Source organism: Aeromonas sp. QDB20, assembly GCF_027707805.1.
Lineage (GTDB): Bacteria > Pseudomonadota > Gammaproteobacteria > Enterobacterales > Aeromonadaceae > Aeromonas > Aeromonas dhakensis.
In genome coordinates, this window is the sequence record NZ_JAPCJC010000004.1 from 238,516 (window position 1) to 264,436 (window position 25,921).

Consider the following 25,921-nt stretch of genomic DNA (forward strand, 5'->3'; position numbering starts at 1 on the left):
CGGCTTCCCCCTTCTTTTTTGGCGCAGGCCTGTCAGGCCACGGCAACCATCTTCTGCCCTTTCTGGCCGCTGTCCAGAATGAGGATGTTTGCCTTGGGGAAGAAGTTGAAGGTGGAGGCCGATGCCCAGGTATAGGCCCCCATCACCCGGCCCACCACCAGCTCGCCGATGGCCAGATCCGGCAGCATGATGCCGTCGCGGATCACGTCCACGCTGTCGCAGGTCGGGCCTGAGAGCACAGAGTTGTGCAGCTCGCCGCGAGCCAGCGGGGTGCTCACCGGGTAGGTGACGTGGTCATAGAGCTGGCCGTTGTAGCTGCCGTAGAGACCGTCATCCAGGTAGTACCAGATCTTGTCGCCGCGATGGGCCTTGCCCATCACGCTGGATACCGAGGTCATGGCCGGCGCGCTGATGAAGCGGCCCGGCTCGGCAATCTTCTGCACGGTAGCCGGCAGCTTGGCCAGCGCCTCGCGGATCGGCGCGCAGAAGCCGTCGATGTCGAACTCGCCGCCCTCATAATCCACCGGGAAGCCGCCGCCGATGTCCAGCACCCAGGGCTTGAGGCCGAGCTCCCAGGCCTGCTCCATGATCTCGCGGCAGGCGTCGATGGCCTGTACGTGGCGACGGGCATGGGGCACCTGGGAGCCGACGTGGAACGACAGCCCCATTACCTTGATCCCCTTGGCATGGGCCAGCTGCAGCAGGGGCAGCGCCTGCTCCGGAGTGCAGCCGAACTTCTTGGAGAGATCGACCTTGGTCTCGGGATTGGGGAAGCTCACCCGCAGTAGCAGTTTCACCTCGTCCTTGTAGGGGAGGAACTTCTCCAGCTCCAGCGGGTTGTCGTAGACAAACACGGTGCAGCCGTACTCCAGCGCATAGCGGATATCGCTGTCGCGCTTGATGGGATGGGTATGAATGCAGCGCCCCGGGCGGACACCCTGACTGCGCACCAGATCCACTTCGCCATTGGTGGCCAGATCGAAACAGGCCCCCTCTTCCTTCAAGACAGAGACCACTGCCTCGTGGGGCAGGGGCTTGAGTGCATAGTGCAATCGTACATCGGGCAGGGCGGCGGCCAGGGCCCGATACTGTTTGCGGACGGCTGCCTTGTCGAGCAGCAGCAGGGGGGAGCCGAATTGTTCAACCAGCTGACGGTAATCTTGTGCTACCAGGGTCTCGTTCATTCTCTTTTGGTCATCCTTAGGGGGCGTGATATGCCCAAGCCATATGCGATTGAACCGGCGACGGCCGGCTCAGGCGAGCGGTCCGGGGGGACCAACCAGGCACACTGCATAACCTCCTTGCAAAGTGCTTAGTTATGCGCGGGATTATCGGCTTATTGCGTTTGTGTGCAACCCTTTTGATTGGATATGTCGGCAAGTTTTTCTGGTCGAGACGAAAGATCATCTTGATATGGCCCATGTTTCGACTAGCGAGCGGCAGGCTGTACAGGCTACGTGGTCTAAGATATTGATAGTTAACGAACAAATAACATTTAGCCTCCGCCTGGCCGGGATCGAAAAAAATCGGCGGCGAGGGGGCGCGAGTGGGAGACAGCTCACACTTTTTGGATTACCATGCCCGCTTCCTAATCCAAACTAGTTCGGATGAAGGTAGCAGGAGAGCGATGGGCAACCATCCACCGAAGAAGTGAATCTTTCAGGTACCGGGCAACCGGTGTGGACTGCTACTGGACGATACTCTGGAGAGACCCGTTGAATCGGGCGCCGAAGGAGCAAGGCACCGTGATTGCATCGCAATCTGGCGCCGGAAACTCTCAGGCAAAAGGACAGAGGGGATGGGATGGTTGTACCTGAGCTTGAAACTGTTCACGGTCTGTAACGAGAGGTCGTCAGCAAGGTAAAGAGCAGCGCAGGAACCGGAGTGTATGTGAATACATGAGGCTTTCGAGCAGCGCATGAGCCTTGATCACGACCTCGCAGCAAGAGTGTGAACACGTTTTTTGCCTGCATCCGATCGCCTCTGGCCGATCGCGACACCTATGGGAAGATCATCCTTCTCCTCCTTAATTTCTGTTTCTTAAGGAGGATGCATGTCATCAATTCAATCGGCGCTCGCCGCCATCGATAGCTTTATCTGGGGGCCACCCCTGCTGATCCTGCTGGTCGGGACCGGCGTCTATCTCACCCTGCGTCTGGGTCTGCTTCAGGTCGTGCGTTTGCCGCTCGCCCTGCGACTGGTTTTTGGCCGCGATCAGGGTCAGGGCAAGCAGGGAGATGTCTCCAGCTTCGGCGCGCTCTGCACCGCCCTCTCCGCCACCATAGGCACCGGCAACATCGTCGGGGTCGCCACCGCCATCAAGCTGGGCGGCCCGGGCGCCCTGTTCTGGATGTGGATGGCCGCCCTGTTTGGCATGGCCACCAAGTACGCCGAGTGCCTGCTGGCGGTGAAATATCGCCAGCAGGACGCCAACGGCCAGATGGCGGGTGGCCCCATGTACTACCTGGAGAAGGGGCTCGGTTCCAAGGTGCTGGCCAAGCTGTTCGCCCTGTTCGGCATCGGCGTCGCCTTCTTCGGCATCGGCACCTTCCCCCAGGTCAACGCCATCAGTGACGCCATGAGCCTCTCCTTCTCGGTGCCCCGTGAAGTGACCGCCGTGCTGCTGACCCTGATCGTGGCACTGGTGACCCTGGGGGGGATCAAGTCCATCTCCAGCGTGTCGAGCAAGGTGGTGCCCTTCATGGCCATCTTCTACATCGTTGCCTGCCTCGGCGTGCTGGTGAGCAACGCCGCCGCCCTGCCGGATGCAGTGGCGCTGGTGCTGCAGAGCGCCTTCACCGGCCATGCGGCCACCGGCGGCTTCGTCGGCGCCGGCATCATGCTGGCAATCCAGTCCGGGGTGGCGCGCGGCGTCTTCTCCAACGAGTCGGGACTGGGTTCTGCCCCCATCGCTGCGGCGGCGGCCAAGACCGATTCGTGCGTGGAGCAGGGGCTGGTCTCCATGACCGGCACCTTCATCGACACCATCATCATCTGCACCATGACCGGTTTGACCCTGGTGGTGACCGGGGTGTGGAGCGGCGATGCGAGCGGCGCGGCCATGACCAGTCTGGCCTTTGCCCAGGGGCTCGATGCCCATGTCGGCCAGTATCTGGTGAGCATTGGCCTCCTGTTCTTCGCTTTTACCACCATCCTTGGCTGGAACTACTACGGCGAGCGCTGCACCGAGTATCTGTTCGGGGTGAAGGCGATCAAGCCCTACCGCCTGGTCTACCTGGTGCTGGTGGCGTGCGGCGCCTTCCTGCATCTGGACATGATTTGGCTCTTGGCCGACATCGTCAACGGCCTGATGGCGGTGCCCAACCTCATCGGCCTTATCGGCCTGCGCCACGTGGTGATTGCCGAGACCCGCGCCTACTTCAGTCGGGACAGCGATACGGAGTCCGAGCCCGAGCCACAGACGGCCTGATGCCACGACACTGCATTCAAACGAAAAGCCACGACCCGGGTCGTGGCTTTTTTTATGGGCGCTTTTATGAGGGGAGCAGGCTGCTGTGCCCGGCAGCAGGGCCTGTGCTCACTCCTGGGTCAGCAGCGCGGTGAGCCGGGCTTTCACCCTCTCCACCAGCTCGCCCTCGCGCCCTTGCCAGTTTATGGCTTGCGCGATGGTGGTGGAGGTGCCCGGGATAAAGCGCAGCTCGCCACCCGCCAGCTCGTAGAAGCGGCTCGCCATCCGGGTGCCTTCGTCCACGTCGCCGGCCACCAGCAGCATGGCCTGGGCCAGCACAGCGCCGTGGTGATCCTGACCCGGCGCCAGCCAGCGCTGGGCGGTGCCGGTCACCTTGCGACCCCCGATCACCAGATTGTACTGGCCGTCGCAAAACGAGCCGGGCACGAAGTCATAGCTGCCTGCGAGACCGTATTCCCCCAGCAGGGCGAGCAGCGGTGCCCCTAGCAGCCGGTAGTAGTGAGCGAGATCCGTGGTGGTGCGAGGCAGCATGAGCGACAGATTGAGGATGCCGGCGCCGTGGGGCACGGCGGTGCCGCCGCTGTCGCGCACGTGCACGGGCCAGCCCTCGGCGGCAAGCTGCTCGCAGGCGGCCTGGTAGCGGGGCAAGCGGGTGTCCTTGCGGGTGACGATGAGGCATTGGGGCGCCTGCCAGAGGTGGGCGCGGGGCTGGCGGTCATGGGCACACTCTCGCAGCCAGCGCTGCTCCTCGGTCAGGATCTGATCCGGGGTGTGGTTGCTGGGCAGGGAGGGAAGCAGGGTATAGGGCATGAAAGGCATCCTGAGCAGAGGCTGCCCAGCACACTACCCGTGGCGGCTGGCAAGGTAAAGCCCCGCATGGCGGGGCTTTGGTGCAAGGATGGCGGAGTGTCAGGCCTGTGCGGTGGCGCGCTTGGGCAGCAGCAGGTTCATGATGATGGCGGTGAGGCCGCCGGTGGCGACGCCGTAGGAGAGCACGCTCTTGGCCAGATCCGGCAGGTGCTGCAGCACTTCCGGCACCTGGGCGACCCCGAGGCCCATGGCCAGCGACACCGCCAGGATCATCAGGGCGCGGCGGTCGAGCTCCTCGCGGGAGATGATGCGCACGCCGGCGGCGGCGATGGTGCCGAACATGACGATGGTGGCGCCGCCCAGCACGGGTTCGGGGATCTGCTGTACCAGGCTCGCCACCGCCGGGAACAGGCCGAGCAGGGCCAGCATGGCGGCGATGAAGAGGCCAACGTGGCGGCTGGCCACCCCGGTCAGCTGGATGACGCCGTTGTTCTGGGCGAAGGTGGACATGGGGAAGGTGGAGAACACCGCCGCCAGCATGGAGTTGGCGCCATCGGCCAGCACGCCGCCCTTGATCCGCTCCATGTAGACGGGCCCTTCCAGCGGCTCGCCGGAGATGTCGGAGGTGGCGGTCATGTCGCCGATGGCCTCGAGCGCCGTCACCACGAAGATGATGGCGAGCGGCACGAACAGCTGCCAGTCAAAGCCGAGCCCGTAGTGGAGCGGAACAGGCACCATCAGCAGCGGGCCGTCGAAGGTGGGGGCGTTGACCTTGCCCAGCAGCAGCGCCACCGTATAGCCCACCAGCATGGCGATCATGATGGCGGAGAGGCGCAACCAGGGATTGCGGCTGCGCTGCAGCAGCACGATGAGGCCGAGCACCAGCAGGGAGAGGAAGAGGTTGGTGTGGCTGGCGAAGCTGCCGTCCGACAGGGCGCCGTAGCCGCCCCCCATGCTGATGAGGCCCACCTTGATCAGGGTCAGGCCGATCAGCAGCACGACGATGCCGGTCACCAGCGGGGTGATGATCCGTTTGACCAGGTGCAGGAAGCGGCTCATCACCACGATGGTGAGGGCCGCCGCCAGCATGGTGCCGAACAGGGTGCCCAGCAGCGCCTCGGTGGGCATGGCCGCCTGCTTGAGGGCGAGGCCGGAGGCGATGATGGGGCCGAGGAAGTTGAAGCTGGTGCCCTGCACCGAGAGCAGGCCGGAACCGAGGGGGCCGAAGCGGCGGGTCTGGATGAAGGAGGCGATGCCGGACATGACCAGCGACATGGAGACGATATAGCGGGTGTCGGCGGCAGGGAGGCCGAGGGCATTGGCGATGATGAGGGGCGGGGTGATGATGGCGACAAACATGGCGAGCATATGCTGCAGGGCGGCGAACAGGGTCTGGGGCAGGGGCGGGACATCCTCTATGCCGTAGACCAGTTCGCTGTGGGCTCTTCTGGGTGGATGGGCCTCTCGGGTTGCGCGTACGGCGGCAGCCTGTTCCATAAATACCTCGAATGTGTGGGGGAGGGGGGAGAAAATTGGGCGCTATTTTAGTGATTGAGAACGGGCTGACCAGCGCTAATTCGGCTGGAAACGGCTTTATTTTCCCATGGGTTGAAACGTTTGCGCGCGGCGATTATGATCCGCCGGTTTGTGTGACGGCGCTCGCCCGTAAATGGCCCGGGTTGCATAGGATTTTGCCGCCGCACGGCGTAGAATGAGGCCTCTGTTGCGATTTGGAGGCTCTGGATGCTGAAGCTGTCGGAGTTCTGGAGTGCCCGTGCCCACTCCGAAGATTTTACCCTGACCCGCATGGGCTTTATGACGGTGCGTCTTCGGCTGCTCACCTGTCTGCTGATGGTGGGCCTGCCCGCCTGGGCGGTGGTGGACTGGCTGACCTTGCCTGCCGCCCAGTTCGATGAACTGTTTCAGGCCCGGATCTTCTGCCTGCTCGCCCTCTCCCCGCTCATCCCCTTCTCCTACCTCATCCATTTCAAACGCGAACGCATGAAGCTGGCGCTTGGCTACCTGATGGCGGTGATGATGCTCTTTTCCCTCATCTGCCTGCACAGCTTCGGCGCGGATCAGGAGCTTCAGGCGGGCTACATGGCCTTCCCCTACCTGCTCATCAGTCTGTTCGCCATCTTCCCCATTCCGCTCTCCCTCGGCCTGCAGCTGGCGGGGGGCATTCTGGTCACCATGCTGGCCGGCAACTGGCTGCTGGTGGGGCAGCCGCTCTGGAGTGTGCAGACCCTCAACCAGATCTGGCTGCTGGGGCTGTTTGCCCTGGCCAGCAGCTGGGTGCAGTGCGGCCAGCTCAACATGCTGCTGCAGCTCTATCGGGAGTCCACCACCGACGAGTTGACCGGCATGATGAACCGCCGCCTGCTGATGAAGCAGCTGGAGAAGGCGAGGATGAACATGGTACGCAAGCAGGTGCCGTTTGCGGTGCTGCTGCTGGATCTGGATCGCTTCAAGCGCATCAACGACACCTTCGGCCATCTGGCGGGGGATGCGGTGCTCAAGGAGGTGGCGGCGACCCTGGCGGAGCAGCTGGAGCCCGGCATGGTGCTGGGCCGCTACGGCGGCGAGGAGTTTGCCATCCTGCTGCCCGACTGCGCCGAGCTGGCCCAGGCCAAGCGGGTGGCCGAACGGCTGCGGGTGGCGGTGGAGGCGCGGCTGGTGAAGAGCCCCACCTCCGATGAGCTGCTGGAGGTGACGGTGAGTATCGGCCTGACCCTGGCCCTGCTCGGCGAAGGGGTGGAGGATCTGCTCAATCGGGCCGACGAGTGCCTCTACATGGCCAAGATGGCCGGGCGCAACTGCGTGGTGGGGGAGCCGGGTGGCAAGCCGGCACAGCCTGCCGCCATACAGACAGATGCCGCCTGAGGGCGGCATCTTGCTTGAGCGGGGTTGGGGGGGCTCAGCCCAGCTGGTACTTGCCGGAGAGCTGCTGGGCCAGCAGCTTGAACATGTTGAACACCGCCATGGTCTTGCCGGTCGGGGTACCATCTTCGGCCAGGAAGAACTCCCCCTTGAACACCAGGATCTCCCCCTTCTGCTCCACCGAATCGGCACGCATGCCGTGGATGAAGTCTTCGTGTTCCTTGATGATCTTGTTGGCCATCTCCAGCAGGGCAGTCTCGGTGATCAGCTCTTTTTGTGGTTGCATGCTCGTCTCCTTAAACGACTACTGGGCAGGGGGCATAAGGGTCGGCCCTGCCTCTGATTGAAGAGGGGGCCAGCATACTGCAAACGGGGATTTTCTGTCATTGATATGACCCCGCATTTTCCCGCTTTGCTCTCTTCCCTTATCCCAGCACCAGATTGCGCAGCCAGCGGCGCTGGCGGATGCGGCGCTGCACCAGCAGCATCTTGCTGAGCTCCTCCAGCAGGATCACCGCCACCACCCAGGAGAGGGACCAGCCGAGCAGGTTGACCGCCCCCCAGGCGAGCGGCAGGCCGATGCACCACATGCCGACGATGTCGATGAAGATGCTGTAGTTGACGTCCCCGCCTGAGCGCAGCACCCCGACGATGCCCACCATGTTGAACACCTTGAGCAGCATCCCCAGACACAGGATGGCGAGCACCTGGCCGGCCTCTGTCATCAGCTCGCCCGGCAGGTTGCCGACCCACTGCAGCAGGTGGGTCTGCAGCTGCCAGACCGCGATCCCTACCAGCAGGGCACCGATGGGGGCAAGCAGCAGGAAGAGCTGGGAGTGCTGCCAGGCGACCTCGTACTCCTCCGCCCCGAGCCGGTGGCCGAGCAAGGTGGAGCAGGCCACCGCCAACCCGAAGAAGAGGGAGATGAGGATGCTCTCCAGCGTGCCGAGGGTAGTCATGATGGCCAGCGAGTCGGTGCCAAGGTGGGCGTAAAGAAAGCCGTAGAGCAGCATGCCGAAGGCCCAGAGCCCGTCATGGAACAGGAGCGGCAGGGCGATCAGGGTGAAGCGCACCACCTCCTTGCGCTTGAAGGCGGCCAGCCAGTCTTGCTTACGCGGGATAAGACGGGATTCGATGCGCCACACATAGCACAGCAGCAGTGCAGTCTGCAGCAGCCGCGAAATCGTGGTACCCCATGCCGAGCCGGCCACCCCCATCGCCTCGAAGCCGAAATGACCGAAGATGAGGGCGTAGTTGAGGATGACGTTGGCGATGATGGCGATGATGCCGATGCGGGTGGGGGCGGCGGCATTGCCGACCGAGCGCAGCGCCGACTCCAGCGGCACCACCACGGCGGTGCAGAGGATGGTGGCGCCGGTGATCATCAAAAACTCGTCCGCCAGCTCGCGCAGCGCGGGCTCCTGGCTGGCAAAGCCGAGCACGCTGCCAGGTGAGAGCAGGTAGACGAGGGCAAACGGCAGGCTCACCGCCAGGGCGCCCACCAGCGCCAGCGCCAGCGAGCGGCGCACCCCGGCCATCTCGCCGCGACCGTAATATTGTGCCGCCAATACCGAGACCCCGCCCGAGAGCCCCGCTATCACCAGCAGATTGAAGAAGAAGACCCGGTTACCCAAGCCGACCGCCGCCACAGCCGTGGTGCCAAGCTGGCTCACCATCATGATGTCGATGAGACCGAGCAGGGAGAACATCATGGATTGCAGCGAGACCGGCAGGGCCAGCCGCCACAATCGGGTCATGAACTCACGATCGGTGATTTGTTTTAAAATCGCTTGCCAATAATTCATTTATGTTAACCGGGTAGCTAAAAAGCAAGGTTTGTCATGGGTATGATAGGGGGAGTGGCGGGTGGCTTCACTGTGAGCCTCTCTCGGCTTTCTTGTGCAAAACTATCCTGTTGAGGTGCTATGCCGTTTGTCAGCGAGTGTCTGGAAATCGCCCCGGCTTGCGAGGAGCGGATGCTGGGGCGAGAAGGGCTGCCACTGCTCGGCGAGGCGGGCATCTTCCTGACCGGGCTCTCGCACATCCGCGATCACTACCTGATCCGCCGTAACCGGCCTGAGTTCCACATCCTGATGGTGAGCCACGACGAGGGGGGCGCCCTGCTCACCGATGACGGCGAGCGGCCCATCCCGGCCGGTTCGCTCATCTTCTTGCCGGCGGCAGTGCCGGGCGGCCTCAAGCTGGTGGGGGCGCAGTGGCGCACCAGCTGGATCCTGCTGGATGACGTGCCGCGCTGGCAGCACCTGCACCGGCTCGGTCACCGCATCTGGCAGGGGGAGGAGGGGGAGCCGCTCTATCATCTGCTTAGCCTGATGCAGGGGGAGGGGGTGCGTTCACCGCTGCAGCCCCAGCTGCTGAGCCTGCTGCTGGCGCTCCTGGAGCGTACCCTGCAGGGGGAGGTGCGCGGCACCCCCGAGCTCCGGTTACAGGCGTTGTTTCGACGGGTGGAGGCACGCCTCGACGAGCCCTGGAGCGTGGCCTTGCTGGCCGACCAGATGGCCTGCTCGGTGCCCCACCTGCACCGGCTCTGCCGGCAGGTGTTCGGCATGAGCCCCATGGCCTGGCTAACCGAGCTTCGTATGAACAAGGCGCGCCAGCTGCTGCTCTATACCAACTGGCCGCTGGGCGAGCTGGCCGGCCGGGTCGGTTACAGCGACGGCGCCAACTTTGCCAACCGCTTTCGCCGGCTCACTGGTCTGACCCCTGGCGCCTTTCGTCGCCTGGGTCGCAAACCTTTTGCAACGGATGTGCAAACTCTTTGAAATTAACGGCGCAAGCCCATAGGATCGGCGGACTCCTTCGTCCAGGTCATCGTTTAGGTACCCGATCCATGTTTGAAGATAATAACCAGAAACGTCCCCTCTACATTCCCTATGCCGGTCCGGCCCTGCTGGAGACCCCGCTGCTCAACAAGGGCAGCGCCTTCACCAGCGAAGAGCGCAGCAACTTCAACCTCGAAGGCCTGCTGCCCCAGAATATCGAGACCATCGAAGAGCAGGCCGAGCGGGCCTACCGTCAGTTCATGGCGTTTGGCAACGACATGGATAAGCACATCTACCTGCGCAACATCCAGGACACCAACGAGACGCTCTTCTACCGGCTGCTGACCAACCACCTGACCGAGATGCTGCCGGTCATCTACACCCCGACGGTCGGCAAGGCGTGCGAGGAGTTCTCCAACATCTATCGCCGCGCCCGCGGCCTGTTCATCTCCTATCCGGACAAGGACAGGATCGATGACATGCTGCAAAACGCCACCAAGCAGAACGTCAAGGTGATCGTGGTCACCGACGGCGAGCGGATCCTGGGTCTGGGTGACCAAGGCATCGGCGGCATGGGCATTCCCATCGGCAAGCTGTCGCTCTACACCGCCTGCGGTGGCATCTCGCCAGCTTATTGCCTGCCGGTGGTGCTGGACGTGGGCACCAACAACCAGCAGCTGCTGAACGACCCCTTCTACATGGGCTGGCGCAATCCGCGCATCTCGGGCGAAGAGTATGCCGAGTTCGTCGACGCCTTCATTCAGGCGGTCAAGCGCCGCTGGCCCGACATCCTGCTGCAGTTCGAGGATTTCGCCCAGAACAACGCCATGCCGCTGCTCAATCGCTACAAGAACGAGCTCTGCTGCTTCAACGATGACATTCAGGGCACCGCCGCTGTGACCCTCGGCAGCCTCATCGCCGCCTGCAAGGCCTCCGGCGCCAAGCTCTCCGAGAAGCGGGTCGCCTTCCTCGGCGCGGGCAGCGCCGGTTGCGGCATCGCCGAACAGATAGTGGCGCAGATGAAAGCCGAGGGGCTGACCGATGCCCAGGCGCGCAGCCGGGTCTTCATGGTGGACAGATTCGGTCTCATCACCGACAAGATCCCCAACCAGCTCGACTTCCAGCGCCGCCTCTCCCAGCCGGTGGAGCGCATCGCCGACTGGCCGGTGGGGGACAACATCTCCCTGCTGGAGGTGATGGAGCACGGCCGCCCTGACATCCTGATCGGGGTCTCCGGCCAGCCGGGGCTGTTCACCGAAGAGGTGGTCAAGACCATGCACAAGCACTGTGCCCGTCCCATCATCTTCCCGCTCTCCAACCCCACCTCCCGGGTGGAAGCCACCCCGGCCGACCTCATCCGTTGGACTGACGGTCAGGCGCTGGTGGCCACCGGCAGCCCGTTTGCACCGGTGGAGTACAAGGGCAAGCGCTACGCCATAGCCCAGTGCAACAACTCCTTCATCTTCCCGGGGATAGGCCTTGGCGTGATCGCCGCCGGTGCCACCCGGGTGACCGATGCCATGCTGATGTCGGCCAGCCGCGCGCTCGCCGAGTGCTCACCGCTGGTGAAGGGGGAGGAGGGCTCCTTGCTGCCGGATCTGGCGGACATTCATGAGGTTTCCCGCTACATCGCCAAGATGGTGGCCAAGACCGCCATGCTGCAGGGCAAGGCGGTGCAGACTCCGGACGAGGTGATCGATCAGGCCATCGAGGCGAACTTCTGGCGCCCAGAGTACCGCCGTTATCGCCGCACCTCCTTCTGATCCTGCGCAAAGGCGCAAAGCAAAAGGGATGCCTCGGCATCCCTTTTTTGTGCATGGCGTGGCGGGCGCGCTGGCCGGCGCGCTGTCATCTGCACCTGGTCACACGTCCGGTCCTCTGTTCGGCCGGGTTCACTGCTCTGCTGGCATCTCCGGCGCGGCGGGCTCGGCGCTCCCCTGGGTACCGGTGACCCGCACTTCCACCCGGCGATCCGGGGCCAGGCAGTCGATGAGGGCGGCTTTGGCCTTGATGGCATCACACTGGCTGCCGGTGACCGGATTGCTCTCGCCATTGCCCTGGATGCTCACCTTGTCGGCGGGCAGCCCCTTGCCGATCAGGAAGTTGGCGACCGTGCTGGCGCGGGCCTCCGACAGCCTCTGGTTGTTGGCATCCGACCCGATGCGGTCGGTGTAACCCATCACCACGGCACTGCCATCCTTGGGCTGGACGTCGACGATCTGCTGGTAGAGCGAGTCGAGTGCCTGCATCCCCTCCGGCTTGAGATCCGCCTTGCCGAACGCAAACAGCACGTCCGAGCTCAGGTTGAAGGTCTGGTCTACCGGCTCGGGGGCGGGCGGTGGCGGGGGAACGACCATGGGCGCTGGGGCCGGCTCTACCGGTTTGCTGCGGTTGGGGTGGATCACCAGCTCCAGGGTGGCGGTGCTGATGTCGCTGACCCAGCGCTGGGTACCGCTGCCCACCTTGTCGTTGTCAGGATCGTCGCCGACCCGGACCAGATAGCGGTAGCGGGCCTGGATGTCGACCCAGTCGTGCAGCTTGGCGGTGAGGCCGAGACCGGCCAGCGGAGCCAGGTTGTTGTCACCGCCGTTGACGGACTTGACGTGGTAGAGGTAACCGCCCCCCTCGGCGAACACCGAGAAGATATCCCCCAGCGGCAGCCGCCCAATCACCGACAGGGTGGCGCCCTGGCTGCTGAAGTCATTGCCCTGCACATCCCAGTTGCCGGTCGACAGGTAACCCAGCTCACCCCCCAGGTTCTCGGTGAAGTTGTAGCCGCCGAACAGGGAGAGCGCGGTGGCGTCCTTGCTCGCATCCTTGCCAAAGTCACCCAGATCGTGAGCGATGGCCCAGCCGCCACCCACCCCGGCGTACCAGTCGTTGTCCGGCGCCGCCTGGGCACCCGTGGCCGCCAATGCCAATGCAATCCAAACCGGTTTTACTTTTATGTTCATCGCGTATCCTCGTCGATGCTGGTGTAGTAGGGCGCAAGCCCTGTTGAGTACAACCACCACTATTTATAGGTGATGCAGAGCGTTTAACCAGCTGACGGGGCAGGTTGGCAGGAAATGTGCACAGAAATGCGCACAAAAGCGGACTAGGATGGCGGGCCTGGCGAGGGGAATAAAAAGGAGGCCTGATGGCCTCCTTCATGGTCAGCGGGCTGACGACTTACTGTTGAACTTGCTGTACACCGGTGACGCGCACTTCAACGCGACGATCCGGCGCCAGGCAGGAGATCAGCTGAGCCTTGGCCTTGATGCCGTTGCACTGGGTACCGGTGACCGGGTTGGCCTTGCCTTGACCCTCGATGGAGACCTTGCCAGCCGGCAGACCCTTGCCGACCAGGAAGTCGGCCACGGTGCGGGCACGGGCTTCGGACAGCTTCAGGTTGTAGGCTTCGGAGCCGATGCGGTCGGTGTAACCGACGACCACGGCGCTGCCATCTTTGGGTTGTACGTCGACGATCTGCTGATACAGGGTGTTCAGGGCGGCCACACCTTCCGGCTTCAGAGTGGATTTGCCGAAGGCAAACAGCACGTCCGAGCTCAGAGAGAAGTTCTTGTCGACCATCACCGGCTCAGGAACGGGCTCGGGTGCCGGGGCGGGCACAGGGGCCACATAGGTGGTGCGGTTCGGGTGCATCACCAGCTCCAGGGTGGCCACGCTCATGTCGGTTTCCCAGGTCTTCTGCTCGTCACCCAGGTTCCACATGTAGCGGTAGCGGGCTTGCAGATCGAGCAGGTCGGAGAGCTTGGCGGTCACGCCCAGACCGGCCAGCGGGGCTGTGCCGTTGTCGCTGCTGCCGTTGCCGTTGACGTGGTTGAAGTAGGCACCGCCTTCTGCAAACACGGAGAAGATGTCGCCGAGCGGCAGACGGGCCAGACCGGACAGGGTCGCGCCCTGGGTCTTGAAGTCAACGCCGTCAACGCCGCCTTTGCCGGCATAGAGGTAACCCAGCTCGGCGCCGAAGTTCTCGTTGAAGTTGTAGCCGCCGAACAGGGAGAGCGCGGTGGCGTCCTTGTCTGCGTCTTTGCCGAAGTCGTCCAGATCGTGACCATAAGCCCAACCTGCGCCCATACCTGTGTACCAGTCGTTGGAGGCTTGAGCTGTGGTGGTGCCCATGGCTGCGATGGCCAGAGCAATCAGGGTGGGTGCCATTTTCATTTTCATCGTTTTATCCTCGTTGAGTTTGCCGTGCTAGGGCGTACTGCGCACTCTTTCAGTTATACCGGCCGCAGATGACAGTCTCACTGCGACCTCCATGGTGAACCACGGTTGGTCTGAATGAAAAAAGAGATGGTTCCTGGATACTCACGAAGCCTTGGCTTCATGGACAACTAACCGGGCCGAATGCACTTTTAATAGTTCATCCAATACCTTACAAGCGGGTTTACTGTATTCTTTTGACTCGCACGGATCAAGTTTCTGTACAGATATCCAGCACTGGCGCGGCGCTGCGGTGATTATGGAGAAGGAAGCCGGGGGAAACGATTTGACAGGAAGTGACGCTGGTTGCTGTGTTTTTGCTCAAAAACAGGCGGCGGGCAAACAAAAGGGGATGCCGTGGCATCCCCTTTTCGCATTATCTGAACTAAGTCAGATTACTTCTGAACTTCTTGTACGCCAGATACGCGAACTTCTACGCGACGGTCCGGAGCCAGGCAGGAGATCAGCTGAGCTTTGGCTTTCACGCCGTTGCACTTGGTGCCGGTAACCGGGTTGGCTTCGCCGCGGCCTTCGATGGCAACCTTGCTGGCAGCCATACCCTTGCTGACCAGGAAGTTGGCAACGGTGCGGGCACGGGCTTCAGACAGCTTCTGGTTGTAGGCGTCGGAACCGATACGGTCGGTGTAACCAACGACAACAGCGTTGCCATCTTTCGGCTGGAACTCAACGATCTGCTGGTACAGAGCGTTCAGGGCAGCAACGCCTTCCGGCTTCAGGCTGTCTTTGCCGAAGGCGAACAGCACGTCGGAGTTCAGGGCGAAGTTCTTCTCAACTACCTGCGGAGCCGGGGCCGGGGCTTCTTCAACAACCGGAGCCGGAGCCGGAGCTACGTAGGAAGTACGGAACGGGTGGTATACGGCTTCCAGGGTCGCAACGCTCTGGTTGGACTTGTAGCGTACGTCGTCCGGGGCGTCGCCTGCGTGCAGGTCGGCCACGTCCCACATGTAGCGGTAGCGAGCTTGCAGATCCAGCGCGTCGTTGACCTTGTAGGTCACGCCCAGGCCAGCCAGCGGGGATACTTTGGTGTCGCTGGTGCCCAGACCGTCGGTGTGAGCCCAGTAGGCGCCGCCTTCAGCGAAAGCAGAGAAGTCGCCGCCCAGCGGCAGACGAGCGATACCGGACAGGGTGGCACCCTGGTTCTCGTAACGCAGACCGTCGGTGTTGCCGCGGCCAGCGTACTGGTAGCCGAATTCGGTACCGAAGTTTTCGGTGAAGTTGTAACCGACGAAGGCGTTGGCAGCAGCAGCGTCTTCAGTACCAGCGTAACCGCCACCACCGATCTTGTTCAGACCGTTGAAGTGGGCAGCACCGGCACCGGCACCGAAGTAGATGTCGTCAGCGGCGTGAGCGGCAGTTGCACCCATGGCAGCCATGGCGATGGCGATCAGGGAAGGAGCCATTTTCATCATAAAAAAATCCTCGTTGAGATGGCACGTTGTTCACGTGCTTCGCACTTTTTAATTTATGTAAGCTGCAGGCTCTGCCGAACAACAGCGTTGAGTCTGGCAGGGATCCCGGTTCCTTCCGGGAGGCTCGCATTCCTGGTGCACTAGCGAGCGGGGGACATTGCAAAAACAATGGTTCACCCCTTCACGAACAGCCGGTGTCATTCCGATGACGTGGCGCACTCTATGCCTAATTCAAAACATGATCAAGCTCACACATAATCCATATGGCAGATTGTGTCGTGTGGGTAACTGGCTGTTTATCCAGATTAATTAGTGATCCAAATAGGATCTGTGCAGTCTCTTTTCGAGTTTCATATAGGCCTGAACCCAGTCAGATTGCGCCATGGCGGGAGATTCCCTCGCCTGGAACACCGCCAGATAATCGGCCTCGGTTGCTTCGCACAGTAAGGGTGTAAAACTGACCAAAAAATGCCGGGCCAGGTAGGGATCCAGGGGCCAGATATTGAGGATGGCCCGGGCCACAGGCTGTACTGCAGCTGAACAGCAAAAGTGGCGGTGGCCCGCCTCGAGCCAGTCGGCCATCTCGGCAAGCGCGCTGGTGGGGACCAGACCGCCATCCCCTCTTGTGCTGGCCAGTGTCAGCTGCTGGCCATTGCCAAGCAGCAGGGTTCCCGCTTCCTGCATGACACCATCGTGGCTGCGCAGGGAAAGTCCGGCAACGGGCTGGTCGAGAAACAGGCTGCTCTTGTCATCCAGCGCAGCCAAAACTGCTGCCGCCTGATCGTGCAGGGCGGCGGGCAACCAGAAGGCTTCGGCGCGTGTCTGCTGGCCCTGCTGCAATTGGCGACTGAGTTCTGCGGGGGAGGATACCGGGTGTAAACAGGAGATTATGCCGGGAAGTGCCATGGGTTCTTACTCTTAAGGGATAGCCCGCGGATTATACGAGTAATTCCTGTGGCAACAATAAAGGTTTCTTTTCGAGACTGTTTACCTGAGGCGGTTGAGCGATTACCATCCCCGATGTTTGCAAGGGTTGTCGTCGAAAGACGCTGATTAAAGATAGAGACTCGACCATAACGAGTCCGTTCAAAACTGATACACTTGACTACGAGTCGTCGCGAAAAATAAAGGTGGAGTCAATCCGCCGTACGGAGTATGGAACAATATGAATTCAAATATCGTAACTGTTGGTAAGAAGATCCGTCAGATCCGTGAAGCAGTCGGCCTGAGCCGTCCCAAGTTTGCTGATCTGCTGGGCGTTCCCCCGACCACCCTGAAGAACTATGAGCTGGGTTATCGTGAAGTTGGTGGCGCCTTCCTGGTGGCCCTGGCTCACCACCCGGAACTGCACAAGTTCACCCTCTGGCTGCTGGCTGACAAGAAAGTCGCCGAGATTGGCCAGATCGGCCCGGACGATATTGCCAAGGCTTGAGATGATTGAGCCCTGACAAAAATGCCGCCCTCGAGGCGGCATTTTTTATCCATCATATATCCAATTAATTTAATTAAATTTGGCTAATTGTGCTCTCACCAAGGCTTTTCACGAAAATACCTTGGCAAGCCGAATCAATCCTCAGAAAATTCCGACCGCTAAAATTAGCAGTACCCCTCGCATGATGCGCACAGTGAGACAAGCATGAGTCAAATCACTCCCAAGGCCAGAGATGGCTTTACCAGCAAATTCGGCGTCCTTGCCGCCACCCTGGGCTCAGCCGTCGGGCTGGGAAATATCTGGAAGTTTCCCTACCTGACGGGCGAAAACGGCGGTGCCGGTTTCCTGCTGGTCTATGTCATCGCCACCCTGCTGGTCGGCCTGCCGGTGATGATCTCGGAGATCATGCTGGGCCGCAGAGGCAAGTCCGACGCCGTCACCACCCTCAGCAAGCTGGCCCCCAAGGGGCAGCCCTGGTGGTTGATCGCCCTGATGGGGGTGCTGGCAGCCTTCCTTATCATGTCCTTCTACTCCGAAGTGGCGGCCTGGGTCTTTGCCTACATCTTCAAGGCCGTTGACGGCTCCATCCTGTCGACTGATCCCAAGGTGACCGGAGCGGCCTTCGGGGCGCTGATAAGCGACCCGCTGCAGAGCCTGCTCTGGCAGTGGCTGGTGCTGATCCTGATGGGCGGCATCCTGCTGATGGGGGTCTCCAAGGGGATCGAGGCGGTCACCAAGAAGCTGATGCCGGTGCTCTTCATCCTGCTGCTGGTCATCGGCATCCGCAGCCTGACCCTGCCCGGTGCCAGCCAGGGGCTGCACTTTCTGTTCTCGCCGGATCTCTCCAAGATCACCGCCGGGGTGGTGCTGACCGCTATGGGGCTCGCCTTCTTCAAACTCTCCATCGGCATGGGCTGCATGATGACCTATGGCAGCTACTTTCGGGATGATCAGAATATCCCGCTGACCACCTTCCGGGTGATGTGCGCCGATCTGTTCGTCTCCATGCTGGCCGGCATCGCCATCTTCCCGGCGGTATTCGCCTTCGGCTTTGAGCCCACCGCCGGCCCCTCCCTGCTGTTCATCACCATTCCGGCGGTGTTTGCCAGCATTCCGTTTGGTCATCTGTTCATGGTGCTGTTCTTCGTGCTCTCCGCCATCGCCGCCACCGGTGCCATGCTCTCCATCCTGGAAGTGCCGGTCTCGGTGGTCTCCGAACGATTCCACATGAGCCGCCCCAAGGCAACCCTGCTCAACCTGCTGGTGCTGGGGGCGGTGGGCTCCACCTGCGCGCTCTCCAACAGTTCGCTGGCGGAGGTACAGATCGCCGGCAAGACCTTCTTCGACCTGTTCGATTTCGTCTCCTCCAACGTATTGATGCCCCTTGGCGGCATCTTCCTCTGCCTGTTCGTGGGCTGGGTGTGGGGTTTCGAGCGGATGAAGGAGGCGCTGACCAACGGTGGCGAGCTGGAGTTGGCCATCCTCAAGCCGCTGTTCTTCATCATCCGTTACGTGTCGCCGCTGTTGATCCTGATCGTGATGCTCAAGGGATTGGGGCTGTTCTAGACCAGCCGTTTCCACAGTAAAAGAGCGCCGCAAGGCGCTCTTTTTATTGGTGATGCGGATCCGGTGAACCGTGCTAGATGAGGCCTAAGCGGGATAACTCTTCCTTGAGCTGATCGGCGTTGCGCTCGACGCAGGCTTCGCCTTCGTTGATGGCATCGCTGGCGCGGTGGAAATCCATGATGGAGAAGCTGCCAAGGCGCGGGCAGAGCTGGATCTCGGGCGGGTCGCCAGCCATCCGTGCCCGGGTGATGCGCTCCTGCATGATGTTGATGGAGCCGGTCATCACGCTCCACATGCCGGGTGTGTTGGGGCTGTCGCCCCGGTTGAACCACTGGCTGAAGCGGTTGCCGCCACTGGGTTCGTCCGGTTCATCGGTCCAGGGTTGGTGCATGTCGGCGTTGAGGTTGACGGCGATCACCACCTCGGCCCCCATGGCGCGGGCCAGCGAGATGGGCACCGGGTTGACCACGGCGCCGTCCACCAGCCAGCGATCGTCGACCCGGGTCGGGGTCAGGATGCCGGGCATGCCGCAGGAGGCGCGCACGCACTGGCGCAGCGGCCCCTGCTGCAGCCAGATCTCGCGACCGGTGTCGAGCTCGGTGGCGACACAGGCGAAGGGGAGCGGCAGGCTCTCGATGGCGGGATCCCCTAAGTGGTTGGCGGCGATGCCGAACACCTTTTCACCGCGAAACAGGCCGCCGGAGAGGGCCGGATCGAGCAGGCTGACCACCTGCAAGCGGCTGAAGCCGCGTACCCAGCTCTCCAGCTTGTCCAGTTCACCGGCGGCATAGGCGGCGCCGACAAAGCTGCCGATGGAGCATCCCGCCACCAGATCCGGTTTGACACCGAGCCGCTCCAGCGCCCGTATGATGCCGATATGTGCCCATCCACGGGCCGCGCCGCTGCCAAGAGCCAGTCCCACACGGGGTTTTCGTGCCACTTTGTCTCTCCGAACATGAGTGAGGGGATCAGCTTACCCGCAGTTGCCGGCGCCGTCATCCTGCCAGGGTTCACTGCGATTGCGCCCGTTGGCCTTGGCCTGGTAGAGCGCCACGTCGGCCCGCCTGATGACCTCCTGCAGCGGCGTCTCGGCGCTGCCGTGGTGATAGCCGAGGCTGATGGTGACAGCCAGCGCTGGCGCCAGCTCCTGCCAGGGGTGACTGGCGATGTGCTGGCGCAACCGCTCGGCCAGCTGGTCGAGTGGTTCGCCCCCTTTGGCCGCCAGCAGCAGAAACTCCTCGCCGCCCCAGCGGATCAGGGCATCTTCCCGCCGCAGCTGTTGCTGGCACAGGCGCACCAGCTGGATCAGTACCTGATCGCCCACCTCGTGGCCAAAGCGGTCGTTGACCTGCTTGAAGTGATCGCAGTCGAACATGATCACCCCGACGCTGCCCCTGCGCTGTTGATGGCGGCGCTCGAACTCGTCGAAGTAATGGCGGTTGAAGGCGCCGGTCAGGGCGTCGTGGTTGGAGAGGTAGTCCAGCTGCCGGTTCAGGCGGCGGGACTTGAGGTTGGCGAGCACGGCCCAGGCCATAAAGAAGAGGGCGATCAGGGTTGGTGCGGACTGACTGAGCAGGGCCCACAGCAGGGAAGGCAGGGGAACGCGATGGAGCAGGATTAGCTCGGTGTCAGGAATGGCGTGCTGGAACTGAAACGCTCCCTGGTGCCAGCGATAGCCAGCCTGCGTCGCCATCGGCTTTGGGCGCAGACCTGCCTCCTTCACGCTGCTGGCCAGGATCTGTTGATGCTGGTTGACCAGAAACAGGGTGCCCATCTCGGGGGTGGACTCTCGCAGCAGCTGTTCCAGCCGGGAGAGCAGCACGTCGATGCTGATGACCCCCACCAGCACCTGATCCTTCACGATGGGCTGTGACAGGGTGATCATCTGCCCCGCCCCGGCAAAGTCCTCGTAGGGGCGCGAGACAGTGGCGCGCAGGCTCTTCTCTTTCTGTTTCAAGGCGTCCTGCCAGTAGGACTTGAGATAGATGCTGCGCTGAAAATGGAACTGGCTGGAGGGAACCCAGGGGTAGAGGTAGAGGAAGTTATCGACCCCGGTGAAGTAGATCCAGCCGACCTTGTCCCCCAGCAGCTTGCTGGCGGTGGAGAGCAGGGGGGAGAGGCTCAGTGCCAGGTGCAGTCTGGCGGCCCGCTCGCTGCCGGGGGCTGGCAGTGATCCCAGCCCGGTCAGGTTGCCGCTCAGCCCCTTGGGCAGGTCGGCGGGCACCCGATCCAGCGCAAAACCCTGGTCGCCATTCTCCCGCAGGGCGCCGTAGAGCTGGAGAGTGAGGGCGGATTGCGGGTTGCTGCGCAGCCGCTCTTCTGCCTGACCGCGCATGGCCTCGAGAAAGGTTTCCATCTGTTGAAACTGGGATTTCAGGCGGGAGGCGGTGCTGAGGGTGTCGCTCTGATAATGGTCGGTGACCTGGGTCAGGGTCAGCTTGAGAGTGATGGCAAGCAGCAGGGCGACGAAGGCGCAGAGCAGCCATTGCAGGCGATAGGTAACAAAATGGGGTCTGGGTTCTGGCATAGGCGTTAGGCGGGATCCGGACAGGTTCGGAGCATCAGTTTAGGGCACAATCGTGAAGCCCGTCTTCTGCTACTGCTATTTCAATCAAATATCGCCGTTTCTGTTACGTTTTGTCACATTTATACATAGTCACGGCATAGTCAGGGGGTAACATGGTGACCATCATTGATGAAGTGCCCTCTTTTCTCTTAATTTCATGGATTGCTTGATGAAAATGCGTACTTGGCTGGTGCTTGCCTGCCTCTCTCTGCTGATTTCCGCCGGCTGGTATTACCGCCACTCTGCCCCTGCCGGCAAACCCCAGCCACGTCAGGTCAACATCCGGGCGCAGACGGTCAGCCAGAGCCTGGCCGAGCCCTCCATCAAGCTGGTGAGCAAGCTGGCCGCCAATCGCTCCGTGGTGATCAGCCCCGAAGTGACCGGCCGCATCGTTAAAATTGCGGTGCGCTCCGGCCAGCAGGTCAAGCAGGGGGACGTGCTGATCGCCCTCGACGCCGGCAAGCAGCAGGCGGAGCTGGCCGAGCAGAGCGCCAGCGTGCGCGACGAGACCCGCAAGCTGCGGGACATGCGCCGGCTGGTGGCGCGCGGTGCCATCACCACCTCCGAGCTGGAAGGGCAGGAGGCCACGGTTGCCCAGGCTCAGGCCCGCGCCGATGCCGCCAAGTACGAGCTCTCCCTGCGCACCCTACTGGCGCCGTTCGACGGTTCGGTCAGCCTCATCGATCTGAGCGAAGGGGCCCTGGTCAACAGCGGCGATACCCTGCTCCACCTGGACGAGCTGGCCAAGCTGCGGCTCGATCTGGCGGTGCCCGAGCGCTACCTCTCCCTGCTGCGCCCCGGCATGGCGGTGACGGCGACCAGTTCGGCCTGGCCTGACCAATCTTTTCGCGGCGTGCTGGAGACGCTGGACAGCCGCGTCTCCAACGATACCCAGAACATCAAGGCGCGGGTGATCATCCCCAATCCTGACGGTCAGCTGCGCCCCGGCATGCTGCTCAACGTCGAGCTCTCCCTGCCGCCGCAGAAGATGACCCTGATCCCGGCCCAGTCGGTGGAGTATGCCGGCGAGCAGCGCTTCGTCTATCGTCTCGAACCCAATGGCAAGGTCAAACGGGTACCGGTGGTGCTGGGGGATACCCATGGCGAAGAGGTGTGGGTGACCGAAGGGCTCAAGGTGGGCGATCGCATCGTGGTCGAGGGGCTGGTCAACCTGCGTGACGGCGTCAGCGTGCACGATCTGGCGGAGGTCAAAGGCTGATGTGGCTCTCCGATATTTCCGTGCGCCGCCCGCTGGTGGCGGTGGTGCTGAGCGCGCTGCTCACCGTGTTCGGTCTGGTGGCGTTTTCCAAGCTGACAGTGCGGGAGATGCCGGACGTGCAGACGCCGTCCGTCTCCATCACCACCATGTACGAGGGGGCCGCCCCCGCCGTCATGGAGAGCCAGGTCACCAAGCCCATCGAGGATCAGCTCTCCGGCATCAGCGGCATCAAGAACATCAACTCGGTGACCCGCAAGGGGCGCTCTGTCATCACGGTGGAGTTCAAGCTCGGCTGGAACATGGTGGAGGGGATCTCCGATGTGCGCGACGCCATCTCCCGCGCCCGTCCCAAGCTGCCGGACGAGGTGGATGAGCCCCTGGTCACCAAGGACAACGGCAACGGCGACGTGGCGGTCTGGCTCAACTTCAGCAGCACCCAGATGGACCGCACCGCCATGACCGACTACGCCAACCGGGTACTGGTGGATCCCTTGAGCCTGGTGGACGGGGTGAGCGAGGTGTCGCTCTCCGGCGATCTGACCCAGGTGATGTACGTGCGGCTGCGCCCATCCGACATGGCGGCGCGCGGCGTCACGGTGGCGGATGTGCAGGACGCCCTCAAGCGCGAGAACATCGAGCTGCCGGGCGGCGAGATCCGTAACAACAGTATGACCATGGCGGTGCAGATCGCCCGGCTCTATCACACCGCCGCCGATTTCCAGGCGCTGCAGGTGCGTACCGCCGCCAACGGCCAGAGCATCTACCTGGCTGACATCGCCGATGTGGAGGTGGGGGCCAAGAACGAAGACAGCGCCTACCAGCGCAACGGCCGTGAGAGCTTGGGGATCGGTATCGTCGCCCAGTCCACCGCCAACCCGCTGGCGGTGGCGCAGGGGGTCGAGAAGAAGATGGCCGAGATGCAGCGCTTCCTGCCGGAGGGGGCGACCCTGGAGGTCGACTACGACTCCACCATCTTCATCAAGCAGGCCATCGACGAGGTGTACGAGACCTTGGCCATCTGCGCCGTGCTGGTGGTGGCCGTGCTCTACCTGTTCCTGGGGCAGGGGCGCACCACCCTCATTCCGGCCATCACGGTGCCGGTGTCGCTTATCTCGGCCTTTATCGGCGCCTGGTATCTGGGCTTTTCCATCAACCTCATCACCTTGCTGGCGCTTATTCTCGCCATCGGTCTGGTGGTGGATGACGCCATCGTGGTGGTGGAGAACATTCACCACCATCTGCAGCGCGGCGAGCCGCCCCTGCTGGCCGCCTGGCACGGCACCCGCGAGGTGGGCTTTGCGGTGATCGCCACCACCGCCGTGCTGGTGATGGTGTTCGTGCCCATCGCCTTCATGGATGGCATGGTGGGGCGGCTCTTTACCGAGTTCGCCATCCTGCTGTCCCTGGCGGTGCTCTTCTCGTCGCTGATCGCGCTCACCCTGACCCCGGCCATGGGCTCCTGGCTGATGCGCTCGGTGGATAGACCCAACCGGCTGACGGCGGCACTCGATCGTGGCCTCGGCTGGGTGGAGAAGCACTATCGCACTCTGCTTGGCGCCGTGCTGCATCACTCGCGCTGGACCCCGCTGGTGCTGGTGCTCTGCCTTGGCGGCATCGGCGCCCTGTTTGCCCAGCTGCCCACCAGCCTGACCCCGACCGAGGATCGGGGCGTGCTCTACGTGTTCGTCAAGGGGGCCGAGGGCACCAGCATCGAGCGGATGAAGCGCAACATGCAGCAGGTGGAGGCGGCCATCATGCCGCTGCTCGGCAAGGGGGTGGTGCAGGCCATGAGCTTCAGTACCCCGGCCTTCGGCCGCGGCGGCGATCAGACCGGCATGGCCATCATCCAGCTCACCGACTGGGCCGAGCGGGATGAGACCGCCACCGAGTTTGCCAAGTCCCTGAGCGGGCGGCTGGCCGGCATTCCGGACGTGATGATCCGCACCTTCCAGCCGGGCTTTCGCGGTGGCTCCACCGCGGCGGTGCAGTTCGTGCTGCAGGGCTCCGACTATGCTGAGCTCTATCAGCAGGGGCTGGCCCTGAAAGAGGCGGCAGCCCAGAGCGGTCTGATGGAGACGCCGGATCTCGACTATGCCGAGAAGACCCCGGAGCTGCAGGTGACCATAGAGCGGGATCGGGCGAACCAGCTCGGCATCCCGGTTTCCACCGTCGCGAGCTCCCTGCAGGCCCTGCTCGGCGGCATCAGCCAGACCACCTATGTAGACAGAGGGGAGGAGTACGACGTCTATCTGCGCGCTAACCAGCGCGACTTCAATGGCGTCTCCGACTTGAGCCGCATCTACCTCAAGGCGGCCAACGGCGAGATGGTGACCCTCTCGACCCTGGCCACCGTCAAGCAGGTGGCGAGCCCGCAGCGCCTCAATCACTACCAGCGTCAGAAGGCGGTGACCCTGACGGCGGATCTGGCGCCGGGCCACACCCTGGGTGAGGCGCTGGACTACCTGGACGGCTGGGCCAATGCCAACCTGCCAAACGGAATGACGGTGGATTATGCCGGCGAATCCAAGGACTATCGCGATAACCAGGGCGAGATGGTGATGGTGTTCGCTCTGGCCCTGCTGGTGGTCTATCTGGTGCTGGTGGCCCAGTTCGAGAGCATGCTGACCCCGGCGGTGGTGATGGTGACAGTGCCGCTCGGCATCTTCGGTGGTCTGCTCGGCCTCTGGCTGACGGGGCAGGAGATGAGCATCTACAGCCAGATCGGCATGATCATGCTGATCGGCATGGTGACCAAGAACGGCATCCTGATCGTCGAGTTTATCAACCAGCTGCGCCAGCGCGGCGAAGGGTTTGACGAGGCGATCATCGCAGGTTCGGTGCGCCGCTTGCGCCCGATCCTGATGACCTCGCTCACCGCCATCATAGGGGCCGTACCGCTGATGCTCTCCATGGGGGCGGGCTACGAGAGCCGGATGTCGGTGGGCACAGTGGTCTTCTTCGGATTATCGCTGGCGACCCTGGTGACCCTGCTGCTGGTGCCCGCCATCTACCATCTGCTGGCCAGACGGGCCGGCATGACCGGAGCGCGGGATCAACAGGTGGACGAGGCACTGGCCACCAGCGCGGGCACCTCGCAGCAGGACAAACCGGCCGCCTGATGCGGCCCCCCATATAGGGGCAGAGGCTGGCAAGCAAATGGCTGCGGGTTAATATGTAGCCAGTTTGATACTCGAGGTGAGTCATGTTGCCATCAGCCATTTATGAGCCGCTGCCCTTTGCCTACATGGGCAGCGGTTTGCTTTTGTTGGGGATTGCCGATCAGCCGGGGCTGTTGCTGGCCGGGTTGGCACTCTATCTGGCCGGTTCGCTGGCCTGGTTTCGGCGCGGCGCTTATCGCCGCCCAGACAAGCACCGGCTGGTGCGAAAGCAGGGCTGGCCGCTGTGGCTCTACGAGAGCCGACCGTTCGCGCTGATCCTGCTGGGCCTGCTGATGCTGCGCCTGGCCACCCACCCGGTGTTCCTGGCGCCCGCCCTGGTCTGGTGCCTGCTGGGGGGTTATCAGCTGCTGCAGCGCCACTACAACCGTATCGTGCTGGCCCGCGCCCTGGCCTGAGCCGACCATTGACCCGCACTTT

At 62.7% G+C, this 25,921-nt stretch carries 20 protein-coding genes and 1 riboswitch; of the genes, 9 read left to right on the forward strand and 11 right to left on the reverse strand.

Annotated elements, in window-relative coordinates; genetic code table 11:
- Positions 1-32: 32 nt before the first annotated feature.
- On the reverse strand, positions 33-1,184 hold the full coding sequence (locus PG897_RS06840; RefSeq protein WP_017788538.1) for a type III PLP-dependent enzyme: 1,152 nt from the start codon (positions 1,182-1,184) through the stop codon (positions 33-35).
- A gap of 508 nt (positions 1,185-1,692) precedes the next feature.
- Positions 1,693-1,803, forward strand: a riboswitch (glycine riboswitch).
- Positions 1,804-2,053: 250 nt separating this feature from the next.
- On the opposite strand from PG897_RS06840, the gene PG897_RS06845 reads away from it, so the two are divergent.
- Entirely contained in the window at positions 2,054-3,430 is a 1,377-nt protein-coding gene (locus PG897_RS06845) for an alanine/glycine:cation symporter family protein (RefSeq protein ID WP_005298574.1), read from the forward strand.
- A gap of 108 nt (positions 3,431-3,538) precedes the next feature.
- Here the strand turns inward: PG897_RS06845 and PG897_RS06850 are convergent, their stop codons facing one another.
- Together PG897_RS06850 and PG897_RS06855 are read right to left on the reverse strand one after the other, a co-directional pair.
- The gene (locus tag PG897_RS06850; RefSeq protein WP_201880456.1) at positions 3,539-4,240 is read right to left on the reverse strand and encodes a lipoyl protein ligase domain-containing protein; all 702 of its coding nucleotides are present in this window, start codon (positions 4,238-4,240) and stop codon (positions 3,539-3,541) included.
- 99 nt (positions 4,241-4,339) lie between these two features.
- Entirely contained in the window at positions 4,340-5,737 is a 1,398-nt protein-coding gene (locus PG897_RS06855) for a nucleobase:cation symporter-2 family protein (protein ID WP_117404490.1), read from the reverse strand.
- A 246-nt stretch (positions 5,738-5,983) separates the two neighbouring features.
- Between PG897_RS06855 and PG897_RS06860 the strand changes: the two genes are divergently transcribed.
- On the forward strand, positions 5,984-7,123 hold the full coding sequence (locus tag PG897_RS06860; protein WP_201880457.1) for a GGDEF domain-containing protein: 1,140 nt from the start codon (positions 5,984-5,986) through the stop codon (positions 7,121-7,123).
- A 34-nt stretch (positions 7,124-7,157) separates the two neighbouring features.
- On the opposite strand, the gene PG897_RS06865 is transcribed toward PG897_RS06860, so the two are convergent.
- Together PG897_RS06865 and PG897_RS06870 are read right to left on the reverse strand one after the other, a co-directional pair.
- Complete coding sequence (locus tag PG897_RS06865) at positions 7,158-7,406, reverse strand: YciN family protein (protein ID WP_005298586.1); 249 nt, start codon at positions 7,404-7,406, stop codon at positions 7,158-7,160.
- 139 nt (positions 7,407-7,545) lie between these two features.
- Positions 7,546-8,925, reverse strand: a complete 1,380-nt coding sequence (locus PG897_RS06870) for an MATE family efflux transporter (RefSeq protein ID WP_201880459.1) — start codon at positions 8,923-8,925, stop codon at positions 7,546-7,548.
- Between the two features lie 120 nt (positions 8,926-9,045).
- On the opposite strand from PG897_RS06870, the gene PG897_RS06875 reads away from it, so the two are divergent.
- Both PG897_RS06875 and PG897_RS06880 read left to right on the forward strand, forming a co-directional pair.
- Complete coding sequence (locus PG897_RS06875; protein WP_162518775.1) at positions 9,046-9,903, forward strand: helix-turn-helix transcriptional regulator; 858 nt, start codon at positions 9,046-9,048, stop codon at positions 9,901-9,903.
- A gap of 68 nt (positions 9,904-9,971) precedes the next feature.
- Positions 9,972-11,666: an NAD-dependent malic enzyme gene (locus PG897_RS06880; RefSeq protein WP_025202055.1), complete on the forward strand. Its 1,695-nt coding sequence runs from the start codon at positions 9,972-9,974 to the stop codon at positions 11,664-11,666.
- Between the two features lie 129 nt (positions 11,667-11,795).
- Here PG897_RS06880 and PG897_RS06885 read toward each other — a convergent pair whose 3' ends face one another.
- The 4 genes from PG897_RS06885 to PG897_RS06900 form a co-directional block, all read right to left on the reverse strand.
- Positions 11,796-12,857 (reverse strand): OmpA family protein, encoded by a 1,062-nt coding sequence (locus PG897_RS06885; protein WP_201880461.1) that lies wholly within the window; start codon positions 12,855-12,857, stop codon positions 11,796-11,798.
- A 217-nt stretch (positions 12,858-13,074) separates the two neighbouring features.
- Positions 13,075-14,076, reverse strand: coding sequence for a porin OmpA (gene ompA, locus PG897_RS06890; protein WP_005298595.1), 1,002 nt, complete (start codon positions 14,074-14,076; stop codon positions 13,075-13,077).
- A gap of 431 nt (positions 14,077-14,507) precedes the next feature.
- On the reverse strand, positions 14,508-15,542 hold the full coding sequence (locus tag PG897_RS06895) for an OmpA family protein (RefSeq protein ID WP_017766527.1): 1,035 nt from the start codon (positions 15,540-15,542) through the stop codon (positions 14,508-14,510).
- A gap of 309 nt (positions 15,543-15,851) precedes the next feature.
- Positions 15,852-16,448, reverse strand: a complete 597-nt coding sequence (locus PG897_RS06900) for a hypothetical protein (protein WP_201880463.1) — start codon at positions 16,446-16,448, stop codon at positions 15,852-15,854.
- A gap of 259 nt (positions 16,449-16,707) precedes the next feature.
- Between PG897_RS06900 and PG897_RS06905 the strand changes: the two genes are divergently transcribed.
- Together PG897_RS06905 and PG897_RS06910 are read left to right on the forward strand one after the other, a co-directional pair.
- Complete coding sequence (locus PG897_RS06905) at positions 16,708-16,974, forward strand: helix-turn-helix domain-containing protein (protein ID WP_005298604.1); 267 nt, start codon at positions 16,708-16,710, stop codon at positions 16,972-16,974.
- Positions 16,975-17,178: 204 nt separating this feature from the next.
- On the forward strand, positions 17,179-18,540 hold the full coding sequence (locus tag PG897_RS06910; protein WP_201880465.1) for a sodium-dependent transporter: 1,362 nt from the start codon (positions 17,179-17,181) through the stop codon (positions 18,538-18,540).
- A 73-nt stretch (positions 18,541-18,613) separates the two neighbouring features.
- Here PG897_RS06910 and PG897_RS06915 read toward each other — a convergent pair whose 3' ends face one another.
- The gene (locus PG897_RS06915) at positions 18,614-19,480 is read right to left on the reverse strand and encodes a patatin-like phospholipase family protein (protein ID WP_005298608.1); all 867 of its coding nucleotides are present in this window, start codon (positions 19,478-19,480) and stop codon (positions 18,614-18,616) included.
- A 33-nt stretch (positions 19,481-19,513) separates the two neighbouring features.
- A complete protein-coding gene (locus tag PG897_RS06920; protein WP_201885078.1) occupies positions 19,514-21,067 on the reverse strand; it encodes a sensor domain-containing diguanylate cyclase in 1,554 nt (517 codons plus the stop codon).
- 208 nt (positions 21,068-21,275) lie between these two features.
- Between PG897_RS06920 and PG897_RS06925 the strand changes: the two genes are divergently transcribed.
- From PG897_RS06925 to PG897_RS06935, 3 genes are all read left to right on the forward strand, one after another.
- The gene (locus PG897_RS06925; RefSeq protein WP_005298612.1) at positions 21,276-22,325 is read left to right on the forward strand and encodes an efflux RND transporter periplasmic adaptor subunit; all 1,050 of its coding nucleotides are present in this window, start codon (positions 21,276-21,278) and stop codon (positions 22,323-22,325) included.
- Complete coding sequence (locus PG897_RS06930; protein WP_201880475.1) at positions 22,325-25,444, forward strand: efflux RND transporter permease subunit; 3,120 nt, start codon at positions 22,325-22,327, stop codon at positions 25,442-25,444. Before PG897_RS06925 ends, PG897_RS06930 begins: the two co-directional genes overlap by 1 nt.
- Before the next feature lie 83 nt (positions 25,445-25,527).
- A complete protein-coding gene (locus PG897_RS06935; RefSeq protein ID WP_005298618.1) occupies positions 25,528-25,899 on the forward strand; it encodes a hypothetical protein in 372 nt (123 codons plus the stop codon).
- Positions 25,900-25,921: the final 22 nt, after the last annotated feature.

Excerpts from the sequence above, each read along its gene's own strand:
- PG897_RS06900 (WP_201880463.1), bottom strand. The coding sequence starts at position 16,448 with ATGGCACTTCCCGGCATAATCTCCTGTTTACACCCGGTATCCTCCCCC.
- PG897_RS06925 (WP_005298612.1), top strand. The coding sequence starts at position 21,276 with ATGAAAATGCGTACTTGGCTGGTGCTTGCCTGCCTCTCTCTGCTGATT.
- PG897_RS06870 (WP_201880459.1), bottom strand. The coding sequence starts at position 8,925 with ATGAATTATTGGCAAGCGATTTTAAAACAAATCACCGATCGTGAGTTC.
- PG897_RS06920 (WP_201885078.1), bottom strand. The coding sequence starts at position 21,067 with ATGCCAGAACCCAGACCCCATTTTGTTACCTATCGCCTGCAATGGCTG.
- PG897_RS06845 (WP_005298574.1), top strand. The coding sequence starts at position 2,054 with ATGTCATCAATTCAATCGGCGCTCGCCGCCATCGATAGCTTTATCTGG.
- PG897_RS06850 (WP_201880456.1), bottom strand. The coding sequence starts at position 4,240 with ATGCCCTATACCCTGCTTCCCTCCCTGCCCAGCAACCACACCCCGGAT.
- PG897_RS06930 (WP_201880475.1), top strand. The coding sequence starts at position 22,325 with ATGTGGCTCTCCGATATTTCCGTGCGCCGCCCGCTGGTGGCGGTGGTG.
- PG897_RS06880 (WP_025202055.1), top strand. The coding sequence starts at position 9,972 with ATGTTTGAAGATAATAACCAGAAACGTCCCCTCTACATTCCCTATGCC.
- PG897_RS06840 (WP_017788538.1), bottom strand. The coding sequence starts at position 1,184 with ATGAACGAGACCCTGGTAGCACAAGATTACCGTCAGCTGGTTGAACAA.
- PG897_RS06855 (WP_117404490.1), bottom strand. The coding sequence starts at position 5,737 with ATGGAACAGGCTGCCGCCGTACGCGCAACCCGAGAGGCCCATCCACCC.
- PG897_RS06895 (WP_017766527.1), bottom strand. The coding sequence starts at position 15,542 with ATGATGAAAATGGCTCCTTCCCTGATCGCCATCGCCATGGCTGCCATG.
- PG897_RS06860 (WP_201880457.1), top strand. The coding sequence starts at position 5,984 with ATGCTGAAGCTGTCGGAGTTCTGGAGTGCCCGTGCCCACTCCGAAGAT.
- PG897_RS06935 (WP_005298618.1), top strand. The coding sequence starts at position 25,528 with ATGTTGCCATCAGCCATTTATGAGCCGCTGCCCTTTGCCTACATGGGC.
- PG897_RS06865 (WP_005298586.1), bottom strand. The coding sequence starts at position 7,406 with ATGCAACCACAAAAAGAGCTGATCACCGAGACTGCCCTGCTGGAGATG.
- PG897_RS06885 (WP_201880461.1), bottom strand. The coding sequence starts at position 12,857 with ATGAACATAAAAGTAAAACCGGTTTGGATTGCATTGGCATTGGCGGCC.
- PG897_RS06875 (WP_162518775.1), top strand. The coding sequence starts at position 9,046 with ATGCCGTTTGTCAGCGAGTGTCTGGAAATCGCCCCGGCTTGCGAGGAG.
- PG897_RS06905 (WP_005298604.1), top strand. The coding sequence starts at position 16,708 with ATGAATTCAAATATCGTAACTGTTGGTAAGAAGATCCGTCAGATCCGT.
- PG897_RS06910 (WP_201880465.1), top strand. The coding sequence starts at position 17,179 with ATGAGTCAAATCACTCCCAAGGCCAGAGATGGCTTTACCAGCAAATTC.
- ompA (WP_005298595.1), bottom strand. The coding sequence starts at position 14,076 with ATGAAAATGAAAATGGCACCCACCCTGATTGCTCTGGCCATCGCAGCC.